Source organism: Microbacterium sp. LMI13-1-1.1 (assembly GCF_040815625.1).
Classification (GTDB): Bacteria; Actinomycetota; Actinomycetes; order Actinomycetales; family Microbacteriaceae; genus Microbacterium; species Microbacterium forte.
In genome coordinates, this window is record NZ_JBFPNL010000005.1 from 445,236 (window position 1) to 467,104 (window position 21,869).

General features: G+C 68.6%; 22 protein-coding genes. 9 read left to right on the forward strand and 13 right to left on the reverse strand.

What is annotated here, in order from left to right:
* Nucleotides 1–4: 4 nt before the first annotated feature.
* The 3 genes from MRBLMI13_RS09060 to MRBLMI13_RS09070 form a co-directional block, all read right to left on the reverse strand.
* Entirely contained in the window at nucleotides 5–1,360 is a 1,356-nt protein-coding gene (locus MRBLMI13_RS09060) for an anaerobic C4-dicarboxylate transporter family protein (RefSeq protein ID WP_311877662.1), read from the reverse strand.
* Nucleotides 1,357–2,085 carry a Type 1 glutamine amidotransferase-like domain-containing protein gene (locus MRBLMI13_RS09065; protein WP_367821938.1) on the reverse strand — a complete coding sequence of 243 codons (729 nt, stop codon included), beginning with the start codon at nucleotides 2,083–2,085 and terminating at the stop codon, nucleotides 1,357–1,359. Before MRBLMI13_RS09065 ends, MRBLMI13_RS09060 begins: the two co-directional genes overlap by 4 nt.
* A gap of 238 nt (nucleotides 2,086–2,323) precedes the next feature.
* On the reverse strand, nucleotides 2,324–3,055 hold the full coding sequence (locus MRBLMI13_RS09070; RefSeq protein ID WP_367821940.1) for an SGNH/GDSL hydrolase family protein: 732 nt from the start codon (nucleotides 3,053–3,055) through the stop codon (nucleotides 2,324–2,326).
* A 40-nt stretch (nucleotides 3,056–3,095) separates the two neighbouring features.
* Here MRBLMI13_RS09070 and MRBLMI13_RS09075 point away from each other — a divergent pair, with 40 nt between their 5' ends.
* Nucleotides 3,096–3,623 carry a cytochrome C5 gene (locus MRBLMI13_RS09075; protein ID WP_367821942.1) on the forward strand — a complete coding sequence of 176 codons (528 nt, stop codon included), beginning with the start codon at nucleotides 3,096–3,098 and terminating at the stop codon, nucleotides 3,621–3,623.
* A gap of 12 nt (nucleotides 3,624–3,635) precedes the next feature.
* Here the strand turns inward: MRBLMI13_RS09075 and MRBLMI13_RS09080 are convergent, their stop codons facing one another.
* From MRBLMI13_RS09080 to MRBLMI13_RS09095, 4 genes are all read right to left on the reverse strand, one after another.
* A complete protein-coding gene (locus MRBLMI13_RS09080; RefSeq protein ID WP_309692831.1) occupies nucleotides 3,636–4,637 on the reverse strand; it encodes a magnesium and cobalt transport protein CorA in 1,002 nt (333 codons plus the stop codon).
* Between the two features lie 280 nt (nucleotides 4,638–4,917).
* Nucleotides 4,918–5,757: an SDR family NAD(P)-dependent oxidoreductase gene (locus MRBLMI13_RS09085; protein ID WP_367821944.1), complete on the reverse strand. Its 840-nt coding sequence runs from the start codon at nucleotides 5,755–5,757 to the stop codon at nucleotides 4,918–4,920.
* Entirely contained in the window at nucleotides 5,754–6,509 is a 756-nt protein-coding gene (locus tag MRBLMI13_RS09090) for a spermidine synthase (protein ID WP_367821946.1), read from the reverse strand. Before MRBLMI13_RS09090 ends, MRBLMI13_RS09085 begins: the two co-directional genes overlap by 4 nt.
* Nucleotides 6,506–7,375 (reverse strand): hypothetical protein, encoded by an 870-nt coding sequence (locus tag MRBLMI13_RS09095; RefSeq protein ID WP_367821948.1) that lies wholly within the window; start codon nucleotides 7,373–7,375, stop codon nucleotides 6,506–6,508. The genes MRBLMI13_RS09090 and MRBLMI13_RS09095 overlap by 4 nt, the downstream gene beginning before the upstream one ends.
* Nucleotides 7,376–7,476: 101 nt before the next feature.
* Here MRBLMI13_RS09095 and MRBLMI13_RS09100 point away from each other — a divergent pair, with 101 nt between their 5' ends.
* Both MRBLMI13_RS09100 and MRBLMI13_RS09105 read left to right on the forward strand, forming a co-directional pair.
* Nucleotides 7,477–8,049, forward strand: a complete 573-nt coding sequence (locus MRBLMI13_RS09100; protein WP_367821950.1) for an ArsR/SmtB family transcription factor — start codon at nucleotides 7,477–7,479, stop codon at nucleotides 8,047–8,049.
* 10 nt (nucleotides 8,050–8,059) lie between these two features.
* On the forward strand, nucleotides 8,060–9,595 hold the full coding sequence (locus MRBLMI13_RS09105; RefSeq protein WP_367821952.1) for a serine hydrolase domain-containing protein: 1,536 nt from the start codon (nucleotides 8,060–8,062) through the stop codon (nucleotides 9,593–9,595).
* A 101-nt stretch (nucleotides 9,596–9,696) separates the two neighbouring features.
* Here the strand turns inward: MRBLMI13_RS09105 and MRBLMI13_RS09110 are convergent, their stop codons facing one another.
* Entirely contained in the window at nucleotides 9,697–10,047 is a 351-nt protein-coding gene (locus tag MRBLMI13_RS09110; RefSeq protein ID WP_367821954.1) for a TraR/DksA family transcriptional regulator, read from the reverse strand.
* A 169-nt stretch (nucleotides 10,048–10,216) separates the two neighbouring features.
* On the opposite strand from MRBLMI13_RS09110, the gene phnD reads away from it, so the two are divergent.
* The 5 genes from phnD to MRBLMI13_RS09135 are packed head-to-tail and all read left to right on the forward strand — an operon-like array spanning nucleotide 10,217 to nucleotide 14,297.
* Nucleotides 10,217–11,119, forward strand: a complete 903-nt coding sequence (gene phnD / locus MRBLMI13_RS09115) for a phosphate/phosphite/phosphonate ABC transporter substrate-binding protein (RefSeq protein WP_367821956.1) — start codon at nucleotides 10,217–10,219, stop codon at nucleotides 11,117–11,119.
* Nucleotides 11,116–12,012, forward strand: a complete 897-nt coding sequence (gene phnC / locus MRBLMI13_RS09120) for a phosphonate ABC transporter ATP-binding protein (RefSeq protein ID WP_367821958.1) — start codon at nucleotides 11,116–11,118, stop codon at nucleotides 12,010–12,012. Before phnD ends, phnC begins: the two co-directional genes overlap by 4 nt.
* Nucleotides 11,996–12,901 carry a phosphonate ABC transporter, permease protein PhnE gene (phnE, locus tag MRBLMI13_RS09125; protein WP_367821960.1) on the forward strand — a complete coding sequence of 302 codons (906 nt, stop codon included), beginning with the start codon at nucleotides 11,996–11,998 and terminating at the stop codon, nucleotides 12,899–12,901. The genes phnC and phnE overlap by 17 nt, the downstream gene beginning before the upstream one ends.
* Entirely contained in the window at nucleotides 12,898–13,662 is a 765-nt protein-coding gene (locus tag MRBLMI13_RS09130; protein ID WP_367821962.1) for a tyrosine-protein phosphatase, read from the forward strand. The genes phnE and MRBLMI13_RS09130 overlap by 4 nt, the downstream gene beginning before the upstream one ends.
* Nucleotides 13,659–14,297 (forward strand): TetR/AcrR family transcriptional regulator, encoded by a 639-nt coding sequence (locus MRBLMI13_RS09135; RefSeq protein ID WP_367821964.1) that lies wholly within the window; start codon nucleotides 13,659–13,661, stop codon nucleotides 14,295–14,297. Before MRBLMI13_RS09130 ends, MRBLMI13_RS09135 begins: the two co-directional genes overlap by 4 nt.
* Before the next feature lie 64 nt (nucleotides 14,298–14,361).
* Here MRBLMI13_RS09135 and MRBLMI13_RS09140 read toward each other — a convergent pair whose 3' ends face one another.
* Both MRBLMI13_RS09140 and MRBLMI13_RS09145 read right to left on the reverse strand, forming a co-directional pair.
* Nucleotides 14,362–14,685: a cupin domain-containing protein gene (locus tag MRBLMI13_RS09140; RefSeq protein WP_153302115.1), complete on the reverse strand. Its 324-nt coding sequence runs from the start codon at nucleotides 14,683–14,685 to the stop codon at nucleotides 14,362–14,364.
* A 96-nt stretch (nucleotides 14,686–14,781) separates the two neighbouring features.
* On the reverse strand, nucleotides 14,782–17,322 hold the full coding sequence (locus MRBLMI13_RS09145; protein WP_367821966.1) for an MMPL family transporter: 2,541 nt from the start codon (nucleotides 17,320–17,322) through the stop codon (nucleotides 14,782–14,784).
* A gap of 72 nt (nucleotides 17,323–17,394) precedes the next feature.
* Here MRBLMI13_RS09145 and MRBLMI13_RS09150 point away from each other — a divergent pair, with 72 nt between their 5' ends.
* Nucleotides 17,395–17,964, forward strand: a complete 570-nt coding sequence (locus tag MRBLMI13_RS09150; protein WP_231567518.1) for a TetR/AcrR family transcriptional regulator — start codon at nucleotides 17,395–17,397, stop codon at nucleotides 17,962–17,964.
* Between the two features lie 223 nt (nucleotides 17,965–18,187).
* Here the strand turns inward: MRBLMI13_RS09150 and MRBLMI13_RS09155 are convergent, their stop codons facing one another.
* From MRBLMI13_RS09155 to MRBLMI13_RS09165, 3 genes are all read right to left on the reverse strand, one after another.
* Nucleotides 18,188–18,331 carry a hypothetical protein gene (locus MRBLMI13_RS09155; RefSeq protein WP_164481679.1) on the reverse strand — a complete coding sequence of 48 codons (144 nt, stop codon included), beginning with the start codon at nucleotides 18,329–18,331 and terminating at the stop codon, nucleotides 18,188–18,190.
* Nucleotides 18,328–20,661 (reverse strand): phosphoribosylformylglycinamidine synthase subunit PurL, encoded by a 2,334-nt coding sequence (gene purL, locus MRBLMI13_RS09160; RefSeq protein ID WP_079111983.1) that lies wholly within the window; start codon nucleotides 20,659–20,661, stop codon nucleotides 18,328–18,330. Before purL ends, MRBLMI13_RS09155 begins: the two co-directional genes overlap by 4 nt.
* A gap of 197 nt (nucleotides 20,662–20,858) precedes the next feature.
* Nucleotides 20,859–21,800, reverse strand: coding sequence for a helix-turn-helix transcriptional regulator (locus MRBLMI13_RS09165; RefSeq protein WP_367821969.1), 942 nt, complete (start codon nucleotides 21,798–21,800; stop codon nucleotides 20,859–20,861).
* Between the last annotated feature and the right edge of the window lie 69 nt (nucleotides 21,801–21,869).

The following is a 21,869-nucleotide window of genomic DNA, read 5'->3' on the forward strand; positions in this document are numbered from 1 at the left end:
CACGTCACGAGAACAGGAAGGAGAGCACCACACCCACGACGATCGCGACGCCGACGTAGACGAGGTTCGGCAGCTGGAACGAGTGGTCGAAGACGAACTTGCCCATCTTCGTCGTGCCGGTCTGGTCGAACGCCACGGTCGCGACCTGGCTGCCGTTGGCCGGCAGCGTGTAGATGCCCATGGTCGACGGCCAGAGCCCCACCAGCAGCGGCGCGGGCAGCCCGATCGTGATGCCGATCGGGACGATCGCGTTGGTCGCACTGGATTGGCTCGTGGTCAGCATCGCGACGGCGAACAGGGCGAGCGCGAAGAGCAGCGCGCCGAGGAACGCCGACGATCCCGAGACCACCGAGCCGAGGCCATCGACGATGAGCGTCTGGTTCGCCGCGACGAACGTGTTGGCGAGCCAGGCGATGCCGAACAGGGCGATCGCACCGACGATACCGGCGGGGAACGTCGGCTGCTTCGGCACGTCTGCGGCCTTGACCTTGCAGAACACGAAGATGAGAGCCGCGATGATGCCCATCACCACCTCGATGATGACGGTCACGCTCAGACGAACGGGGTCGCCGGCGTCATCCGTGCCGATCACCGGGCGCAGCCCCTCGAAGAGCCCGAACAGCACGATGACGCCGACGCCGATCAGGAACAGCGCGGCCGACAGCACCGCGGTGCGCGGCAGCTTCGTGTCGTGCGCGTCCACCACCGGTGGCTTGATCTGGTGACTCTCGAGACGGCGCTGGAATTCTGGGTCGTCCTCGAGGTCTTTGCCGTGCCGCATCATCACGAGTGCGGCGACGAAGAGACCGGCGATCGACGCCGGCCACATGATCAGCAGCAGTCCACCGAGGTCGACGCCCTGGGGCGCCAGCAGCACGACCATCGAGGCCGTCGCGGCGGAGACGGGGGAGCACAGGATGCCGACCTGCGAGGCCACGGCCGAGACCGACAGCGCGCGCTCTGGTCGGATCTTCTGCTGGTACGACACGTCGTAGATCACCGGGAGCAACGGGTAGAAGATGTTCCCGGTGCCCGCTCCGACCGTGAAGAGGAACGACATCGCCGGTGCGAGGAAGACGACCGACTTGGGTTTGCGCCTGATCACCTTGGCGGCGACCGAGACCATCCAGTCGATGCCTCCGGCGGCCTGCATGGTGGATGCGGCGGTGATCACCGTGATGACGATGAAGACCGCATCCACCGGGGCGTTGCCCGGGGCCTCTCCGAAGACGAAGATGAGCACGGCCACACCGACGAGACCCCACACTCCCAGACCGATCCCGCTGGTGCGGGTGCCCATGTAGATCGCGAGGATGACGACGATCAGTTGGGCGATGAGGATCCACACGTTGTCGTTCATGTCGACGGCCCCTTCGTGATGGGGCCAGAGCCGGTGAGGATCTCGGTGGCCAGCTCCGTCTCGACGATCTTGCCGTCGATGGCTTCGACGCGCAGCGCGAGGGCGTTCTCGACCGGGCTGATCGCGGTCACGAACTCGGAGTTCTCGAAGTGCAGCGACTGCAGGTTGCCGACCGCGTATCCCGTGGCGAGCTCGCCGCTCAGCAGCGATGCGTGGAACAGCGGGCGGCGCTGATCCTCGGCGTCGTAATGCGGGCAGAAGCTGCCGTGCAGGAATCCGAGTCCTTCGGGGAGCACCTGCAGCGTGGGTCCGTAGCTGTCGGTCGTGCCGCCCTCGAACCAGCAGATGCCGCCGGCGCTGCCTCCGGTGAAGACGACGTTCGAGTCGGGGTCCTCCCACAACTCGCGCATGATCTCGTCGAGGCCCTGCCGCTTCCACACGTCGAGCATGTTCGCCGTGTTGCCGCCGCCGACGTGGATGACGTCGAATCCCTTCACGAAGCCCGCGAGGTCGTCGACCGAGCGGTGGAAGAGCGGCAGGTGATGCGGCGCGCAGCGGTCGGAGTCATATGTCGAGTAGAAACTCACGATGTAGGCCGCGTCGTCACCGGTCGCGGTGCCGACGAACAGCACGCGCGGTCTCTTCTTTCGAGTGAGCCCGAGGATGTAGTCGTGCGTCGGATCGTTCCGGCGCTCCATCATCGCCTTGCCTGCACCTGTTGCCACTACATGAGACACAGCGTCCCCCCTTCATCGCTCCCCCGCGGTACGACTTCGGATGCGGTTCAAGATACTGGTATACGAATCGATGCACCAGTGCATCTTGTGGGTCGAGTCGCGAGGGGCGGGCGAGCGGTGGGTGGTCGAAAAAGCAGCGCTGTCAGGGCCGGGGGATGCGTTTTCGACCACCCACCGAGTGCCGGATGCGCGTGTGACCACCCACCACGGGGTGGCCGGAGTCGGCTCAGGCGTTGAGGCGCGCCATCGCGATCTGCGCCTCGAGCAGCGGCAGGGTGCGGTCGCGGTCGTGCGGCGGGCAGATGTCGAGCGCGTTCGCGAGCTCGAGCGCCAGTGCGGCATGACCCGCGGCGTTCGGGTGGAACGGGTCGCCCATCAGCCCCCACGGCACACCGCCGTTGCCGAGCTCGGTGAAACGGGCGTGCTGGTCGACGAGGATCACGTCCTCCGATGCGGCGACCTCGCGCACGGCATCCGCGAACTCGATGATCCGCTCGCGCCCGGGTGCGTTCGCCACGTCGATCGACGGCGGGGTCTGCAGCACCGGAACAGCACCGGACGCGCGCACTCGCGAGACGAAGTCGCGCAGTGAGGCGGCGAACGCGGCTGGCTCGACGGTGACCTGACCGGGGCCGGTCGCCATGTCGTTCGTGCCGATCATGAGGGTGACGATGTCCGGCTGCCAGGACGCGACGCGGCGATCCCAGTCGTCGAGGATGTCGGTGATGCGGTGCCCGCTGATCGCGGTGTTGATGACGGCGTCACGGGTGCGCGCGAGTTCGCCGCGGATCAGCTCGTGCAGATGCTCGGCATAGCTGCGACCGCCCTGCGTGTGGACGAGTCCGTGGGTGATCGAGTCGCCGGTGATGACCCAGTTCAGCGGATCGGGGCCGACGAGCGACGCCGCGATGCGGCTGAGGTCGGATGCGGCGGAGGCGGGGGCGTCTGCATTCGGCACGCACACGAGCCTAGCGGCGGCGACGTGGAAGACTGGTCTCATGGCCTCGTCACTGCTCGACCACCTTCTCGCCCGCATCGTCGACAGCGGCCTTCTCGATGATCCGGCCGCCGAGAACGGTCTCATCTACGGCCGCGCGACCATCGATGCCGCCGGCGCGGTGGTGACGGTCAACGTCGATCCCGAGCTGGAGGACGACGAGGAGACCCTCGACGACGACGCGCTGCTCGAGGCGATCACGCGCATCCTGTCGGTGTCCGAGACGCGGTGGCGTGCGGTGATCGACGAGGTCGCCGACGACATCGACGAGGCTGTCGACGACGAGCCGGTGCTCGAGCAGATCGACCTGCGCGACGATCTCGAGGCCACCTCCGTGGTGGTGTTCGCCGACGCGGTGCTGATCGCCTTCGACGCGCCGAAGCAGTTCCCCGACTCGCGGATCCTCGTGCAGCTCGACGACGACCTCGAGGTCGCCAACATCGAGGTGCGCGATCGCGCCGAGGTCGAGACCGTCGAGGTCGACGACATCGACGACCTGCTCGACAGGCTCAGCGGCGACGACCGCTGAGCCCGCCCGGCCTCACAACCACTTCTTGTACTTGAACACCCCGTAGAGGGCGACCGCGAAGGCGGCCATCGCTCCGATCGCCATCGGGTATCCGTGTGCCCAGTGCAGCTCGGGCATGACCTCGAAGTTCATGCCGTAGACCGTGCCGACGAGCGTGGGCGCGAAGATGATCGCCGCCCACGAGGAGATCTTCTTGATCTCGTCGTTCTGGGCCAGCCCCGCCTCGGTCTGCCGTCGTGCGACGAGAGCGGAATGCACCGTGAGGGCGTTCTCGAGGATCGCCCGGAACGAGTCGACCCGCTCATTGACGCGGATGACGTGGTCGAGCACGTCGCGCAGCGACCGCTGCAGCTCCTCGTCGATGCGGTACTTCTCCGAGCCGCGGCGGAGCCACTCCAGCATCCCGGCGAGCGGGTGCACCGCACGCTGGAAGTTGATGACCTCGCGCGAGAGCTCGTAGATGCGCCGGGACAGCGCGTCGTCGTCGCTGTCGCCGAAGAGCTGGTCCTCGATCTCGTCGATGTCGTTGAGCAGCCCGGTGACGATCGGCTCGTAGCCGTCGACGACCTCGTCGAGGATCGCGTAGAACACCGCCTCCGGTCCCATCGCGAGCAGTTCGGGGTGCGCCTCCATGCGGCGGCGGACGGCCGCGAGGTCGGGCGACTCCGCGTGCCGGATCGTCACCACGAAGTCGGGGCCGACGAACAGGTGCAGCTCGCCGAACTCGATCGACTCCTGCTCGTCGCGGTAGCGAGCGGGGCGCAGCACGGCGAAGAGCGTGTCGCCGTAGCGCTCGACCTTGGATCGCTGGTGGCCCGAGAGCGCGTCTTCGACGGCGAGCGGATGCAGGTCGAATTCGCGCGCGACGGAGGCGACCTCGATAGGGCTCGGTCGATACAGGCCGATCCACGCGATGCCGCCGTGGGCGTCGAGCGACCGGTAGGTCTCGTCGAGGTTCTTCGGGGTCTCCACGCGGCGTCCGTGCACGTACACGCCGTTGTCGATGAGGGCCATGGCTGGCTCCGTTCTCGCAGGCGCACGCCGGATCAGAGAGGGCGTGCGCAGAATTCGTCAGGGGGCGGAAGACGCCGCCGACGGCTGCGAAGCAGGACGTGCAGGTGCGGAACCGAAGCTCAACGCACGGATGCCGTCAGACGCGACGCAACGGGGGCGGCGTCGCAACTATCACCGGACATCGCCATCACCGCCTCTCGCGCTCTGAACGGGTCACGTGACCCGACTCGCCAGCATACTCCTGCATCCTGGACGCGATCTCCGGGCGGAGCGGAGGCGTTCAGGCGCTGATGCCGACGAGTTCGGCGCTCTTCTGCCACAGCGCCTCGGCGAGTGCGGCATCCTCGATGCGCGGATTCACGCGACGCGTCAGCACCCGCTCGTCGTAGTATTCGCCCGAGATCCAGGTCTCGTCGGGTGTTCCCTCGATGAACCAGCTCAGCGTGCTGCCGCCCTTCTCGCTGCTGATCAGCAGCAGACGCTTGAGCGGGGTGCGGTAGACGAACCGCATGAGTGTGTTCGAGTCCGAGGCGAAGTTCGTCTGCACGGTGCCGGGGTGAAAGGCGACCGAGCTCAGACCCTCGCCGTGGAACTTGGTGTGCAGACTCTTCGTGAACAGCACGTTGGCGAGCTTCGCGTCGCCATAGGCCCTGTTCGCGCTGAAGTTCTTGCGATTGTCGAGGTCGTCGATGTCCAGCCGCGCGAACAGGCGGTGCGCGACGCTCGACGTGTTGATGATCGACGCGCGGCCGGCGCGCAGCTGGGGCAGCAGCAGGTTCGTCAGCAGGAACGGCGCCAGGTGGTTCACCTGCAGGGTCTTCTCGAAGCCGTCGACCGTCGGGGTCTGATCGCCGAAGATGCCACCGGCGTTGTTCGCGAGCACGTCGATCCCGCCGTCGCCCACGGTGTCGGCGATCTTCGTCGCGAGCTCGCGCACGTCGTCGAGTCTGGCGAAGTCGGCGGTGAACCACTCGGCACCGGTGTCGGCGGCGACCGCCCTCGTCTTCTCGACAGAGCGGCCGACGAGGATGAGTCGGTGACCGGATGCGGTGAGCTGGCGCGCTGCGGCTGCGCCGATGCCGTCGGATGCTCCGGTGAGCACGACCGTCTTCGGGGTCACGAGGCCACCTTCTGTGCATGATCGGCGGTCGCATCCGCATCCGCCGTGCGGCGGCTGCGCGCGACGTAGACGGTGTTCGAGGAGGTGCCGCCCGTGACGGCGTTCGCGAAATCGACCACGTGGGCGACCGCATCATCGAACACGGCGTGCATCAGGGCCATGAAGTCCTGGTCGGGCGGATCGTCCGACCACAGGGCGAAGACGCCGGCGGCGGCGAGGTGCCGGTCGAGCGCACGCAGGCCGTCCGCGGTGTAGAGGTCGGCGTGCGTGGGGTCGAGTTGGTGGCGCGGCGAGTGGTCGACGTCCAGCAGTATCGCGGAGTATCCGGGGTGGTCTTCACGGGGTGCTGCCCGGACCAGGGCGAAGAAGTCGTCTTCGACCAGACTGGTGCGCGGGTCGTCGACGAGCTCAGCCGACACGGGCAGCAGGCGGCGCTGGTGCCAGCTGATCACAGCCCCGAGCCGATCGACCACGGTGAGCGAAGCCACGCGCTCGTCTCGCAGTGCGGCGACCGCCGTGTATCCGAGCCCGAGCCCTCCGACGAGGACCGAGAGACCGTCGCCGCCGACAGCGGCCAGACCCAGGTTCGAGAGCTCTTCCTCGGCCACCGTGAACAGGCTCGACATGAGGTATTCGTCGCCGAGCCTGACCTCGTAGATCTCCTGGCCGACTGCAGGCTCGGTGCGTCGGCGCAGCGTCAGCTCGCCGATCGGGGTCTTCTGCCAGTCGAGCTCTTCGAATCGGGTGATCACTGCGGGGTCTCCCGGTCGTCGTTCGCGCTCGGCTGCGCCGGCTCGGCTGTTCTGGTTCGGGGCGGGGGTGTCTTCGTCGCGGAGGGCAGGACGATCCTCTCGGGCTCCGAAGCAGGCGAGGCGGCGGCCGTCGCGTGCTCGGGCAGCTCACGGGCCACCTGCTTCTCGAGCACCTGCACGGCCTCGTCGCTCAGCAGGATCAGCCCTTCCAGTTCGTCGCGCACGCGGCGGTAGGCGACGTTGCGTTCGGCCTGCGTGGCGGATTCGTCGACCGCGACCTTGAGCAGCTGCTGCGCACGGTCCAGACGTTTGCGCTCGGGTTCGGTGAAGGTCGAGTCGCGCAGCCTGCGGGCATCCTTCTCGGCGATCTCGAATGCCACGGCATACGCGCCCACCGCGTCGAGGTACTCCGAGACCTGCCGCTCGGTCACGGTCGAGTCGGCAGACGGCGGGCGCAGCGCATCCGCCGTCTTCTTGGCCCGCAGGAAGGCGGCGACCAGCGGCTGGCGGCCGTCGCTCATGGCGGGGAAGGCGATGAGCTTCGCGACGTCGAGCTCGTAGTCGAGCCAGCGGGCGGTGATCTCGTCGTGCTCGGAGAAGAGACGCTCGAGCAGGGTGTTCGGTGTGACCGATGCCGTGGTGTCGACGACGGCTGGGCCGATGCGCTTCGCACGGCCGTTGCGCGCCTCGAGTTGGGCGGTCTTGATCTCCGCCTTGAGGCGCAGAGTCTCGATGCGCCGCTCGTGGCGGCGCTTCGCGCTGCGCTCCCACGCCTTCGCGGCACCTCCGGCCATGCCGAGGATCGGGAAGGCGAGCCACCAGTAGTTGCCCGCAAAGATCCAGAAGCCCCGGATGAACTCGTCCATGATGTCCTCAGCCTACTTCTCGGGCTTCGCGGCGTCGCCCGCGGCTCCGCCTTCTCGCCCATCTGTTTTCCGTAATTACGAACTTTTGATAGGTTCGAATCATGGAACCCGACGACCAGAGCACGATCGAGCGCCGACTGGCCGACCTCGAGCACGAGGTCGCACGGCTGTCCGCACTCGCTGCTCACGCCTCCGCACCCGCTGACGGTGCGGAATCGGGTGCGGAATCGGGTGCGGAGCCGCAGGCGGCGGATGCTGCGCCCGAGCCGACCGGCGCCGACGACCCGCTCTGGTTCGTGAACGAGCTCGGACGCCGTGCGCCCGGCGCGGTGATGATGGCCGGTGCGGTCGAGACGCAGGCGGGGCCGGTGCGCTGGCAGTACGGCCTGCACGCCGAAGGGCTGCTCGCGCAGGACTGGAGCGATCTCGCCCGTCCGCTCGAAGCCCTGGGGCACCCGGCGCGCATCGAGCTCGTGCGGCAGGTGATGCGCGGAGCGCACACGACGGCCGAGCTGCTGCAGCTCGAGCACCTCGCCTCGTCGGGCCAGCTCTACCACCACCTGCGGCAGCTCGTCACTGCGGGGTGGCTCGTCTCTCCGCGCCGCGGGTACTACGAGGTGCCGGCCGCCCGCGTGGTGCCCCTTCTCGTCCTGACCATGATCGCTTCGAGCTGAGGAGCCCACCGTGACCACCCCCTCGATCCCGTCCCCAGACCTGCAGGACCGCCAGAGCGCAGCGGATGCCCCGCGCCGCCGCCCCACGCGAGCGATCCTCGCCGCGATCGGCGCGGCTGCGGTCGTCGGCGTCGCGCTCGGTGCGGCGATCGGGCCGCAGCAGCAGACCGTCAGCGCGTCGACCGCAGGCGATGAGGCGCTCGCCGACCTCATCCGCTCGCTGCCCGGCAGCCTCGACAGCTTCCGGGCGCTCTCGGTCGCCGAGATCGGCCCGGACGGAGCGGTCTTCGCCGGGCTCGGCGACGCCGACCCGTCACACCCTGGAGCCCCGACCGCCGACACGGTGTTCGAGCTCGGATCCATCACCAAGACCTTCACCGGCGCACTCTTCGCCGACGCGATCGAGCGCGGAGAGGTCAGCGCCGACGATCAGCTCGCCGAACATCTTCCCGACCTCGAGGGCACGGCCGCCGGCGAGGTGACCCTCGCGTCGCTGTCGCAGCACTCGTCGGGGCTGCCCGGACTCGGCGTCACGGCGGAGGCGGAGGCGCTGAGCGGCGTCCTCCTCAACGAGAACCCCTACGCGACCACGACGACCGAGCAGCTGATCGCCGACGCCGCAGTCGCCCCGGTCGACCCCGATCAGGGGTCGGTCTATTCGAACTTCGCCGTCTCGCTGCTCGGAACGGCGCTGGTCGAGGCAGCGGATGCTGACGACTACGCGGCCCTGCTGAGGGAGCGCATCACGGAACCGCTCGGCATGGACGACACGGTCGTCACGGCGACGGCCGACGAGGTGCCGGCTGATGCCGTGCCCGGATTCCTGATCAACGGCGTCCCCGCTCCTCGGTGGTGGGGAGAGGGCTACCTGCCCGCCGGCGCGTCGACGTTCACCACCGCGGCAGACCTCGCGCTGTGGGCGCAGGCCAACCTCGACGGCACTGCCCCAGGCTCAGCAGCCCTCGATCCGACCGCGCCCATGGGAGAGGGGGCTGAGATCGGATGGGGATGGATCACGTCGGCATCGTTCGACGGCGACGGCCTGCAGACCTGGCACAACGGCGGAACCGGGGGATTCCGCACCATGCTCACCCTCGACCGGGAGGCCGGCACCGCCTTCCTCGCGCTGTCGAACACCGTGGCCCCGGCCGACTACATCGCCATGTCGTATGTGTCGGGCGCGCCGATTCCCGCGGTCGACAGTGCATCCGTCGGCATCGCGTGGGGCATCTTCGGGCTCGCACTGCTGTTGAGCCTGGTCGCCCTGATCCGCGCGTTCCGCGTGAAGGCGCTGCTGCCGTCGATCGGCGACCTGATCTGGGCGGCCTTCGGCCTCCTGCTGCTCTGGCACAGCGGACCGTGGTTCTCCGTCGGCGGCTGGCTGTGGGGCATCGCGTTTGCGCCGGCGCTCGCCGCGATCGGCATCCTCGTCCTCCGCGGGTCGCGGGCTCGCCTGCCCTTCCTCCCTCGCCGGCGGGCGTGGTACTGGTGGGCGGTCGCCGTGCTCGGAGCGGTGCTCACCGTGGGCGTCACGTTCCTCTGGTGACCTGGTGACCTGGTGTCGGGCGTCGCGGCGCGCTCGGTCGTCGAGCGACGACGGCTGAGCCGTCCGAGATGACACGTCCTCAGGTCGGCGGAAGCCCCGGCTCAGAGGCCGAGCTTCTCCGCACAGGCGACGCAGTGCGTCGCGAACGGTCGGACCTCGAGACGAGCCTGCGGAATCGGGCGGCCGCAGTTCGCGCAGATTCCGTAGGTGCCGGCATCCCACCGAGCGATCGCATCGTCGACCTGCGCGAGTTCGGATGCCGCCGCCTCGGCGAGTCCCGTCAGCCGTGACCACTCCGACGAGAGCGTGACGCCCTCGGGGTCGTGCTCGTCGTCGTCGTTCGCCCCCTCCCGGTCGTGCATCAGCTCGGCGAGGGTCGCCCCGGTCGCTGCGACCCGCTCTGCCGCCTGGGCGCGCAGCTCTTCGAGGCGAGCACGGACGTCAGGGGTCATCCGCACACTCTAGGCCCGGTCACCGACATCCGTGCCCACGACCACCGACACCAGCCGTTCACTCAGCGTTCCGTTTCGAGTACGGCGGTCTCGTAAATCCCTGTCACCTTCGCGAGTTGGAATACTCCTGTTCTCGGAAATCGGGAACGCCTCCTCCCGAAAGGTCATCATGCGCCGCCTCACCCTGCCCGCCGTCGGCCTCCTCGGCCTCGCCGCCCTCGCCCTCACCGGCTGCCAGAGCCCGACTGCCGAAGCGGCTCCCGCCGACCCGAACGGTCCCATCACGATCGCGACGCTTCCCGTCGGCGACGACCCCACCGCCGAGAACCCGATCGAGGTCTTCGCCGAACTCCTCGAAGAGTCCACCGGCCGCGATGTCGAGATCACCGACGTGCCCGACTACCTGAGCGTGGTCGAGGCGATCCGCGCCGACCACGTCGACATCGGCATCATGAGCGGTTTCCCCTCGGCGCTCGCCGTCAACACGGGCGAGGTCGACGCACTCGTCGCCTTCCAGGGAGACGGCAAGCCCGTCTCGACCTGCGTCGTGCTGAACGATTCGCCGATCGAGACTGTCGAAGACCTCGAGGGCAAGACCGTCGCCTTCGCCGACCAGGCGTCGAGCTCGGGCTACTTCATGCCGGTGTACATGCTGCACGAAGCAGGGCTCGAACAGGGAACCGACTACGAGGCGATCTTCGCGGGCGGCCACGAGGGCAGTTTCGCGGCGCTGCAGCAGGGGCAGGTCGATGCCGCGTGCACCGCTGTCATGCTCACCGAGCTGGACGCCCCGATGTTCCCCTTCGCCGACGGCGAGTGGCGCGCGGTGGGCGAGAGCCCGGCCATGGACATCCAGGGCGCGGTGCTCGGACGTCAGTCGCTCGACGACGAGACGCGCAAGCTCATCCAGGACGGCATCGCCGAGGTCTTCTCCCCCGAGAACGCCGAAGCTCTCGGAGCCTACGGCGCCTTCGCTGCGGCCGAGCAGACGGTCGACCCCGACGGCTCGTCGTTCGAGTCGTTCGCCGAGATCGCGGCGGTCGCCGGTGTCGAGCTCAAGGACCTGAAATGACGAGTGCGAGCGTTTCGTCTCGCTCCGCTCGCTCAACGAGCAAAGAAGTCCTGGTCGTCGAGCGAGGAGCGGAGCGACGAGACGAAACGTCCGCCCCCGGCCGCACGCCCACGGCCGAAGTCCGACAGGCGCTCCCGCTCGTGTCGGTGCGCGACCTGAGCGTCGCGTATGACGCCACGACGGTGCTCGACGGCGTGGACCTCGACCTGTTCCCCGGTGAGATGGTCGCGCTGCTCGGCGCCTCGGGTTCGGGCAAATCGACTCTCATGCGCAGCCTCACCGGGTTCGCCCCGATCTCGGCGGGGTCGGTCAGGGTCGCCGGCCATGACGTCACCAACCTCGCGCGCGGCGAGCTGCGCACGCTGCGTTCGGATGTCGGCCAGGTGTTCCAGCAGTTCAACCTGATCCCGAGGCTCAGCGTCATGACGAACGTGCTCACCGGAGCGCTGCACGGCGCCGGCGCGATCAATCTGGTGGGCGGCTTCTCGACCGCGCATCGCCGCCGCGCGCTCGAGCTGCTCGACCGCGTCGGCATCGCTCACAAGGCCACTGCCCCTGCGCGGTCGCTCTCGGGCGGCCAGCAGCAGCGCGTGGCGATCGCCAGGGCGCTCATGCAGCAGCCCAAGGTGATCCTCGCTGACGAGCCGGTCGCATCGCTCGACCCCAAGCTCGCCGATTCGGTGCTCGAACTGCTGCGCGAGATCGCCACCGAAGACGGCATCCCGGTGCTCGTCAGCCTGCATGTGCTGCCGCTCGCCCTCGCGCACAGCGACCGCATCATCGGCCTGCGGCACGGACGGATGCTGGTCGCCGGCGCCACATCGCAGCTGGATGCCGCGGCACTCGCGCCGCTCTACGACGACGAGGAGCACGACGATGACGCTCACCACTGATCCCCGTTCGACGGATGGCCCGGCGGGCCGCTCGACGGATGGCTCGGCGGCTGGCCCAGGCGGCAAGGCCGACCGGCCGTCCACTCGCCCGACCCTGGATGCCGGGGAGCGCTCGCGCTTGGAGCGCGCGTTCCGCATTCCGCGGGCTCGCTTCCTGATCGGCCTGCCGATCGCCGCGCTGCTGCTGATCTGGTCGTTCAACGGCGCCGAGTTCAACTTCATCAAGCTGGGTGACGGCGCCGTCAACATGGGCGAGTTCCTCTCCCGGCTGTTCCCGCCGGACTTCTCGAAGATCGGCACCATCCTCGCGCTGCTGCTCGAGACGTTCCAGATGGCTGTCGTCGGCACGGTGCTCGGCGCCGTGCTGTCGCTGCTCGCCGCGTTCGGCGCATCGTCGAACATCGCGCCGAAGTGGGTCTACTACCCGACGAGATGGGTGATGAACATCATCCGCTCGGTGCCCGATCTCGTGTTCGCGCTCATGTTCGTCTCGGCCGTCGGACTCGGCCCGTTCGCCGGCATCCTGGCCATGACCCTCGGATCGATCGGATCGATCGGCAAGATCTTCGCCGAGGCCATGGAGCAGGTCGACCGCGGACCGGTCGTCGCGATGGAGGCCGTCGGCGCCTCGAAGCGGCAGGTCATCCAATACGGCATCCTGCCGCAGTCCGCACCCCTGCTGACCTCGTACACGCTGCTGCTGTTCGAGGGCAACGTGCGCGGCGCGACCATCCTGGGTCTCGTCGGCGCCGGTGGCATCGGCCTCGAGCTGACGACCGCGATGCGCATGTACGACTACGGACACCTCAGCGCCATCATCATCTGCATCATCGTGCTCGTCACGGCGATCGACCAGGGCAGTGCCCTCATCCGAAGGAGAATCACATGACCATCGCCGACATCGACCTGGTGCTCAGCGCCCCCGTCAACCTGCGCGATCTCGGCGGCATTCGGATCGACGGCGGCGTGCTGCGCGAGGGCCTCGCCATTCGCACCGACGACCTCGCCTACGTCACGACCGACGTCGCCGCACAGCTCGTCGCCGCGGGGCTCACCGCGATCATCGACCTGCGCTCGCCGCTGGAGGTCTCGGTCACCGGTCGCGGCCCTCTCGCCGAGTACCCCGTGGCCTACCACCACCTGCCGTTGATCGCGGACGTCGGAGAGTCGATGAACCGGGATGCCCCCGAGCTCACCCACGACGCGATGGGGCGGATGTACCTGCGCATGGTCGAGGTGGCCGCGCCGCAGCTGGTCACGGCGCTGAACGTCATCGCACACACTCCGGGAACCGCGGCGTTCCACTGCGCGGCCGGGCGCGATCGCACCGGTGTGGTCGCGGCGATGCTGCTGCTCGCTCTCGGTGCGGCGGATGACGACATCGTCGCCGACTATGCCCTCACCGGCGGCAACATGGTCGCGATCATGCAGCGCACTGCTCCGGTGATGGGCGCGATGTGGAAGGCGCTCGGGTTCGACGCGGGTGCCGCCGGGGCCAGCGCGGCGCTGCTCGAAGGCTCGATGGAGGTGTCGATGCGCACCCTGCTCGACACGCTGCGCGAGCAGCACGGCGACGCTCTCGCACCGCTGCGAGCGGCAGGGCTGTCGGACGCGACGATCACGCGTCTTCGCGAGCGGGCGCTGGTGTGATCACGGCTGTGGCGCAGGATGCTCTCGGGGCTGCGGTTCGCCGCCGCCCCGGCCGTCCGCGTGATGAGGACATCGACGGGCAGATCGTCGCCGCGACGCTCGAGATCATCGACGCGGGGGAGGAGGTGACCGTCAGCCGCGTGGTCGCGCGGAGCGGGGTGAGTCGGGCGGCGCTGTACCGCCGATGGCCGTCGCTCACGACGTTGATCGCGGCCGCGCTCGACGTCGGGCGCATGGTGCCGCCGGAGTATCCGGACGACGTCGATCTTCGCGATGCGCTGTTCGACGGGCTCGGGCTCGGCGAGAGCGGAGTGGCTCTGTCGGTCGCGGCATCCGGGTATGCGGAGGAGCGATTCCGTCAGCGCATCCGGCTCGTGATGTCGGACCGTGCGCTGCAGAAGGCGTACTGGCAGTCGCATGTGTCGCGAAGGCGGGTGCCGCTGCTGAACGCGCTGCGCGCAGGGATCGCGCGCGGTGAGCTGCGCCCGGATCTCGACGTCGACGCGTGCTTCGATGCGATCGCCGGCACCGCGTACTACCAGATCGTCGTGCGCGGCGACCGGATGGACGACCCTGCGGTCACCGCCCGTCTGAGGGCTGCCGTCGAGGTGATCTGGCGCGGGATGGTGGTCTGACCCGGTGTGCGGGTCGCCGAGTTCATCCGGCTGGAGATCGCACGCCTGGTGGCGAGAAGAGTGACTACTCCAGCCACTCCGTGATGAACCGATCGCTCGAATGGATGTGGGTGGCCTCATAGGTGCCGCCGTCGAGCACCTCGAAACGGTGGCTGACGAGCGCCGGGACGACCAGCACCTGTCCTCCGGATCCGACGACCTGCTCGTCGCCCACGGTGAAGAGCGCGCGGCCTCGGTGGATCACGAAGGTCTCGACGTACGGATGCCGGTGAAGTCGCGGCCCGCTGCCGAGGGTCGAGGTGAACTCGCGGATGATGCTGACGGGTGAGCCGATCAGGTGGCCCTCGATGTTCGCATCGAGGGCCACGTCGACGGGTGCGATGGCCATGGTGCCTCCTTGCTGGCCGAGGCTACCCACGCTCGAGCGTCCGCGGAAGAGGTGGCGTGCTGTTGCCGCCTCATCCGGGTTCCGGGGTGCGTGACGTCAGCGCGCTTCTGCGTCGTCTGCGGCCGCGACGACCTGAACCGTGTCGGTCCGCACGCCGGGGTGGTCGCGCTCGAGCGCTGCACCTTCCATGTCGACGTTGGGGAGGATGCGGTCGAGCCACCGCGGCAGCCACCAGGCCGAACGGCCGAGCAGGTGCATGAGGGCTGGCATGAGCAGCATCCGCACGACGAAGGCGTCGAGCAGCACACCGAAGGCGAGGCCGAAGCCGATCGAGCGGATGATCGTCGACTCCGAGAAGATGAACCCGCCGAAGACCGAGACCATGATGAGGGCCGCGGCGACGACGACCGAGCGCCCGGCTCGGAAGCCCTGGGCCACCGCATCTCGGGCTGAGGCGCCGTGCACATACGCCTCGCGCATGCCCGAGGCGAGGAACAGCTGGTAGTCCATCGCGAGCCCGAACAGGATGCCGACGAGGATCACCGGCAGGAAGCTCAGGATCGGACCGGTGCTGTGCAGACCGATGATCTCGGCGCCCCAGCCCCACTGGAACACGGCGACGATCAGGCCGTAGGTCGCGAAGAGCGAGAGCACGAAGCCTCCGGTCGCGATGATGGGCACGAGCAGCGAGCGGAACACGACGATCATGATGAGCAGCGAGAGCCCGACCACGACCACGAGGTAGAGCGGCAGCACGCCGGCCAGCGCCTCGGAGATGTCGATGTTGGTGGCCGCCTGGCCGGCGACTCCGAGAGTGATGCCGCCGTCGAGCTGCGGCAGTGCGCGGATATCCTGCACGAGCTTCTCTGTGGAGGCGCTGTTCGGGCCCTCTGCAGGGAGCACCTGGAACGCGAGCAGCGTGTTGTCGTCGGACGTCGCGATCGGGGCGACGCCGACGACGTCGTCCTGGTCGGAGAGAGTCTGCGCGATCTCGACCTGAGTGGCGAGCAGGTCGTCGTCGCTGACCGCGTCGTCGAGAGTGGCGGTGACGAGCAGCGGACCGTTCGCCCCCTCGCCGAACTGCTCGTCGACGATGTGGAACGCGCGGTAGCTGGTCGAGTCGGAGGGCTCGCTCGCGCCGTCGGGCAGGCCGAGGCGCATCGACATCGAAGGGATCGCGACGATCAGCAGCGCGATGACGCTGACGAGCACGGTGACGATCGCACGCAGCGTCGACATCTGCTTCACGGGCTTGCCCGCGGCATGCGGCTGCCCGATCGTGGCGCGGGCCTTGCCGCTGAGCAGGCGAGTGCCGACGAGTCCGAGGATCGCGGGGGCGAGCGTGATCGCGACGAGCACGGCCACCGCGACGCAGACTGCGCCGACCGTGCCCATGAGGCCGAGGAACGGCACGCCCGTCACGTTGAGGGCGAGCAGAGCGACGATGACCGTGGTGCCGGCGAACACGACGGCGGTGCCCGAGGTGCCGGTGGCGAGGCCGATGGACTCTCTCACCGGCACGCCGTTCAGCAGCTGCTTGCGGTGCCGGTTCACGATGAAGAGCGAGTAGTCGATGCCGACCGCGAGGCCCAGCATCACACCCAGCACCGGGGTGACGGATGCCATGTCGACGACGCCCGAGAAGGCGAGGGATGCGGTCACGCCGACGCCCACGCCGACGACTGCCGTGACGATCGGCAGGGCCGCGCCGATGAGCGTGCCGAGCATCACGATCAGCACGACCGCAGCGAACGCGAGGCCGATCGCCTCTCCGACGCCGAAGATCTCGGGGACCCCCTGCGCGATGTCGGTGCCGAAGTTCACCTCGACGCCATCGATCGGGGAGGAGTCGAAGTGCTCGATCGTGCCCTGCTTGACCTCTTCGGAGAGTTCGAGGCGGGGGTCCTCGAACGAGACGTTGACGATCGCGGTCGAGCCGTCTTCGGATACGACGCCGATGCCGTTCGTGAGATCGAGGAGCGTGGATCCGAGGTCGACCTTCTCGGCGTTGGCGTCGAGCTCGTCGCGCGACTCGTCGATCGTCTTCTGCTGGGCGTCGAGCTCGGTGAGCTGGCCATTGAGGGCGGCGATCTGAGCGTCCAACGCCGCGAGCTGCTCGGCGGGAGCACCGCCCGCCTCGGCCTGTGATCGAGCGGTGGTGAGCTGTTCGAGACCCGCATCGAGCTGGGTGCGTCCGTCATCGAGCTGGGTCTGACCGGCATCCAGCTGGGCGCGGCCGCCGTCGATCTGGTCCTTGCCGTCAGCGAGGTCCTGCGCCTGCACGGCCTGCTGCTGCTGAGCGTCGAACGGATCGATCACGGATGCGACGCCGTCGAGATCCTCGGCGCTCGACGCGAGATCCGAGATCTCCTGCTTTTGCTGTTCGGTGAAGGCCGATCCGTCGGTCGTCTGGTAGACCACGGTTCCCGTGCCGCCGGCGGTGTCGGGCAGCTTCTCGGCGAGCTGGTCGGTCACGGCACCCGAGGCAGTGCCGGGGATGTCGAAGCTGTTGCTCAGTGTGCCCCCGAGGGTGAGGAACGCGCCGACACCCAGGCCGAGGATGACGACCCACGAGACGATCACCGTCCACGCCTTGCGTGCAGCGAACGAACCCAGGCGGTACAGCAGTGCAGCCACAACGATCTCCTTCAGACGGATAGATCATACGGGGCGTCTCGTCTAGTGTTCTGTGGTTATCCTGAACGTGTGGTGAACGAGCATCGAAGCGGACCCGTGCGCAGCACTGCTGCCCGTGAAGCGATCCTCGACGCGACCTCTCGTCTGTTCCACAACCAGGGGTATGACCGGCTCACGATCGAAGGCATCGCGAAAGAGGCCGGCGTCGGCAAACAGACCATCTATCGCTGGTGGCCGTCACGCGGAGCCCTCATCGGCGAATGCCTCGCGGAAGGTCGGCTCATCCCCGTCGACTTCGTGGTTCCCGACACCGGAGACCTCGCCGCCGATGTCGAGACCTGGCTGCGCAGCGTGCTGTCGATCCTCGAGGCGCCCGAGGGAGGCGCTCTTCTGCGCTCGCTCGTCGCCGCGGCGACGGAGGACGCCGGAGTCGGAGCGCACCTCGGCGACAGCCTCGGGGTCGAGAAGTACCTCACCGAACGCCTCCGAGGTGGCATCCGCGACGGGCAGCTCGCTGAGGAGGCGCCTGTCGAGCAGCTCGGACGAGCGATCCTCGGCGCGATCATCGTCGAATCGCTGGGGCGCGAGCACCACGACCCTGATTCGATCGTGCGGCTGACCCGCTTCTTCTTCTCGCGGTAGTCGTCCGGCTCACCGAGCCACCGCTGTCTGGCCACCTGTCTGCGCATCCAGACCCGATCGATGCCCGTACGCGAACGACGTCGCATCCGCTCCTCGCCTCGGCCGGGCGGCCTTCGTCGCCATCTCGTCGACTGCTTCGTCGACCCGACTCCGACGGGAGACGAGCACGAGGCGCGAAGGAGCACCCGACCCGCCCCGGCACCCGAACGAGGAGGACCCGAACTCAGCCGAGCAGCAGTGTGATGACGGTCGCGCCGCCGCCGCCGAGGATGAGCGCGATGATGACGCTCCAGGCGACGATGCGCAGGCGGCGATTGCGCTTCTCGCCCAGGTCGCCGTAGTCCTCGCTCAGGCCGTCGCCGCTCATGCGCTGACCGGCTCGCTGACGGTCGGGCCGAAGGCGGCGGGCAGAGTGGCCTGCGAGCGCTCGCGGATCTCGGCGACGGGAACCGTGAAGACGTCCTGCACCTCGAGCTTCGCGCCCTCGGAGTCGGTCACGCCGATGCGCATCACGGGGTAGTCGCGGCCTTCGCAGAGCCCACGGAACTTCACGTCGTCCTCGCGGGGAACCGTCACGATGACGCGACCGGTCGACTCGGAGAACAGTGCGGTCGCAGCATCCACTCCGTCGCGCTCGATGATCTCGTTGAGCCAGACGCGTGCGCCGACGCCGAAGCGCGAGACGCCCTCGGCGAGGGCCTGAGCGAGGCCACCCTCCGACACGTCGTGCGCCGACGAGATCAGCCACTCGTCGCGTGCCGCACCGAGCAGACCTGCGAGGCGCTTCTCCCCCGCGAGGTCGACCTTCGGGGGCAGTCCGCCGAGGTGCTGGTGCACGGTCTCGGCCCACGCAGAACCCGACAGCTCGGTCGAGGTCGTGCCGAGCAGGTAGATGTTCTGGCCCTCGTCCTGCCATCCCGAGGGGATGCGGCGCGAGACGTCGTCGATGATGCCGAGCACGCCGACGAGCGGGGTCGGGTGGATCGGCACGTCGCCGGTCTGGTTGTAGAACGAGACGTTGCCGCCGGTGACCGGGGTGCCGAGCTCGTAGCATCCGTCGGCGAGACCGTCGACGGTCTGCCCGAACTGCCACATGACCTCGGGGTTCTCGGGAGAGCCGAAGTTCAGGCAGTCGGTGATCGCGGTGGGCACGGCGCCGGTGACGGCGACGTTGCGGTACGCCTCGGCCAGGGCCAGCTGCGCCCCCGCATACGGGTCGAGCTGGCAGTAGCGGCCGTTCGCGTCGGTCGAGATCGCGAAGCCGAGACCCGACTCCTCGTCGACGCGGATCATGCCGGCGTCATCGGGGAACGAGAGGGCCGTGTTGCCGAGCACGTAGTAGTCGTACTGGTTGGTGATCCAGCGGGTGTCGGCCAGGTTCGGCGAGGCGACCAGGTTGAGGAACTGCTCGCGCAGCACCTCGGGGTCGTTCGAGCGGGGCAGGTTTTCGGCGGCATCCGCCTGCAGTGCGTCGATCCACGTCGGGTACGCGACCGGGCGGTCGTAGACCGGGCCGTCGACCGCGACGGTCGAGGGGTCGACGTCGACGATGCGCTCGCCCTGCCAGTCGATGATGAGGCGGCCGTCTCCGGTGACCTCGCCCAGCACCGACGTCTCGACGTCCCACTTCTGCACGACCGCGAGGAACGCGTCGAGCTTCTCGGGGGCGACGATCGCCATCATGCGCTCCTGCGACTCCGACATGAGGATCTCCTCAGCCGTGAGCGAGGGGTCGCGCAGCAGGACGTTGTCGAGCGAGACCTTCATGCCGCTGTTGCCGTTGGCCGCGAGCTCGCTGGTCGCGCACGAGATCCCCGCGGCACCGAGGTCTTGGATCGCCTCGACGAGCTCGTCGCGGTACAGCTCGAGGCAGCACTCGATGAGCACCTTCTCGGCGAACGGGTCGCCCACCTGCACCGCGGGGCGCTTGGTGGGTCCGGTGCTGTCGAACGAGTCGGATGCCAGGATGCTGGCGCCGCCGATGCCGTCGCCACCCGTGCGGGCGCCGAACAGCACGACCTTGTTGCCGACGCCCGTGGCATTGGCGAGCTTGAGGTCTTCGTGGCGAAGGACGCCGACCGCGAGCGCGTTGACGAGCGGGTTGGCCTGGTAGACGGAGTCGAAGACCGTCTCGCCGCCGATGTTCGGAAGGCCCAGGCAGTTGCCGTAGAAGCTGATGCCGCTGGTCACGCCGTGCACGACGCGGGCGGTGTCGGGGTGGTCGATCGCGCCGAAACGCAGGGCGTCCATGATCGCGACCGGGCGTGCGCCCATCGAGATGATGTCGCGGACGATGCCGCCGACGCCGGTGGCCGCTCCCTGGAACGGCTCGATGAACGACGGGTGGTTGTGCGACTCGGCCTTGAAGGTGACGGCCCAGCCCTCGCCGACGTCGATGACGCCCGCGTTCTGGCCCATGCCCACCATCAGGCGTTCCTTCATCTCGTCTGAGACCTTCTGGCCGAAACGGCGCAGGTAGTTCTTCGACGACTTGTAGGAGCAGTGCTCCGACCACATCACGGAGTACATGGCCAGCTCACCGGAGGTCGGGCGGCGGCCCAGGATCTCCCTGATGCGGGCGTACTCGTCGTCCTTGAGGCCCAGCGCTGCGTAGGGCTGTTCCTTCTCCGGAGTCGCGGCTGCGTTCTCGACGGAGTCGGGGACGTGCTTGTGGGCAGGTGCAGGGGCGGTGGTCACGCGCACTCCTAGATGAGGGGCCGGCGGGGCATGGCCAGTCTACCGGGGGATGCTGTGGCCGATCGCCCGGGCGGAGGAGCATGACGAGTGCGTGGTCGAAAACGCATCCTGAACCGGGTGCGTGGTCGAAAAGGCATCCGAATCGACGCTGGAGCATGCACTTTTGACCACGCACGGGAAGCGATGCAGGCCGCAGATCAGGATGCGGCGGCGAACCGCCCCGTGAGGGTGCGAGCAGCATCCGCCAGAGCGGGTGGCCCGACGACCGTGAACGGCGCATCGAAGCGGGCGATCGACGCGAGGATGCCGACCCACGACCACGACCCGACCGTGACGCGACACGAAACGTCGTCGATGGGCTCCACCGTGCCGTCACGGCCGATCCACTGCGCGACCTCGTAGGTGGGCAGGTCAAGCACGAGCTCGCCGATGCAGGGCCAGCGGTCCTCGGCATCCGACCCCTTCGCGCGAGCCGCCAGGTAGGTCTGCGCGTCGGCGGCGGCAAGTTCGCGCGGCGTGAAGGCGGGGCCGGTCGGGATGCGCGGGTTCATCCGATCGAGTCGGAAGGTGCGCCAGTCGTCGGCTTCGAGATCCCACGCGAGGAGGTACCAGCGCCCTTCGCGGGCGACGACGGCGTGCGGTTCGGTGCGCCGGGCCGGGCGGTCGTGGTCGCCGTAGTCGAAACGCAGCACGTGCCGGTCTCGCACTGCGGCGCTGACGGCCTCGAGCACCGCCGGATCCACCCGGGTCTCGTTCTCGACGCCGGTGAAGCGGATGCCGTCGACCCGATGTCGCAGGCGCGACGGCATCACCTGCCGCACGGCGGCCAGCGCACGAGCGGCGCCCTCGTCGATGTCGATCCCCGTGGCGGGCACGCTCTGCAGCGCGACCGCGATGGCGACGGCCTGCTCGTCGTCGAAGAGAAGAGGAGGAAGCTCGGAGCCGGCGGCCAACCGGTATCCGCCGTCAGGGCCCTTGATCGCACTGATCCGATAGCCGAGCTCGCGCAGTCGGCCGACGTCTCGGCGCACCGTGCGCGGTGTGACGTCGAGGCGGTCGGCGAGCACCTGCCCCGGCCAGTCGCGCTGCGTCTGCAGCAGCGAGAGCAGGGCGAGCATGCGCGAGGAGCTGCCGGTCATGGCATCCATTCTGCGTCAGGTAGAGGACCGAAACTGTCCTCTTCTGCTGTGAGTGTTGGTCTCGGCGGC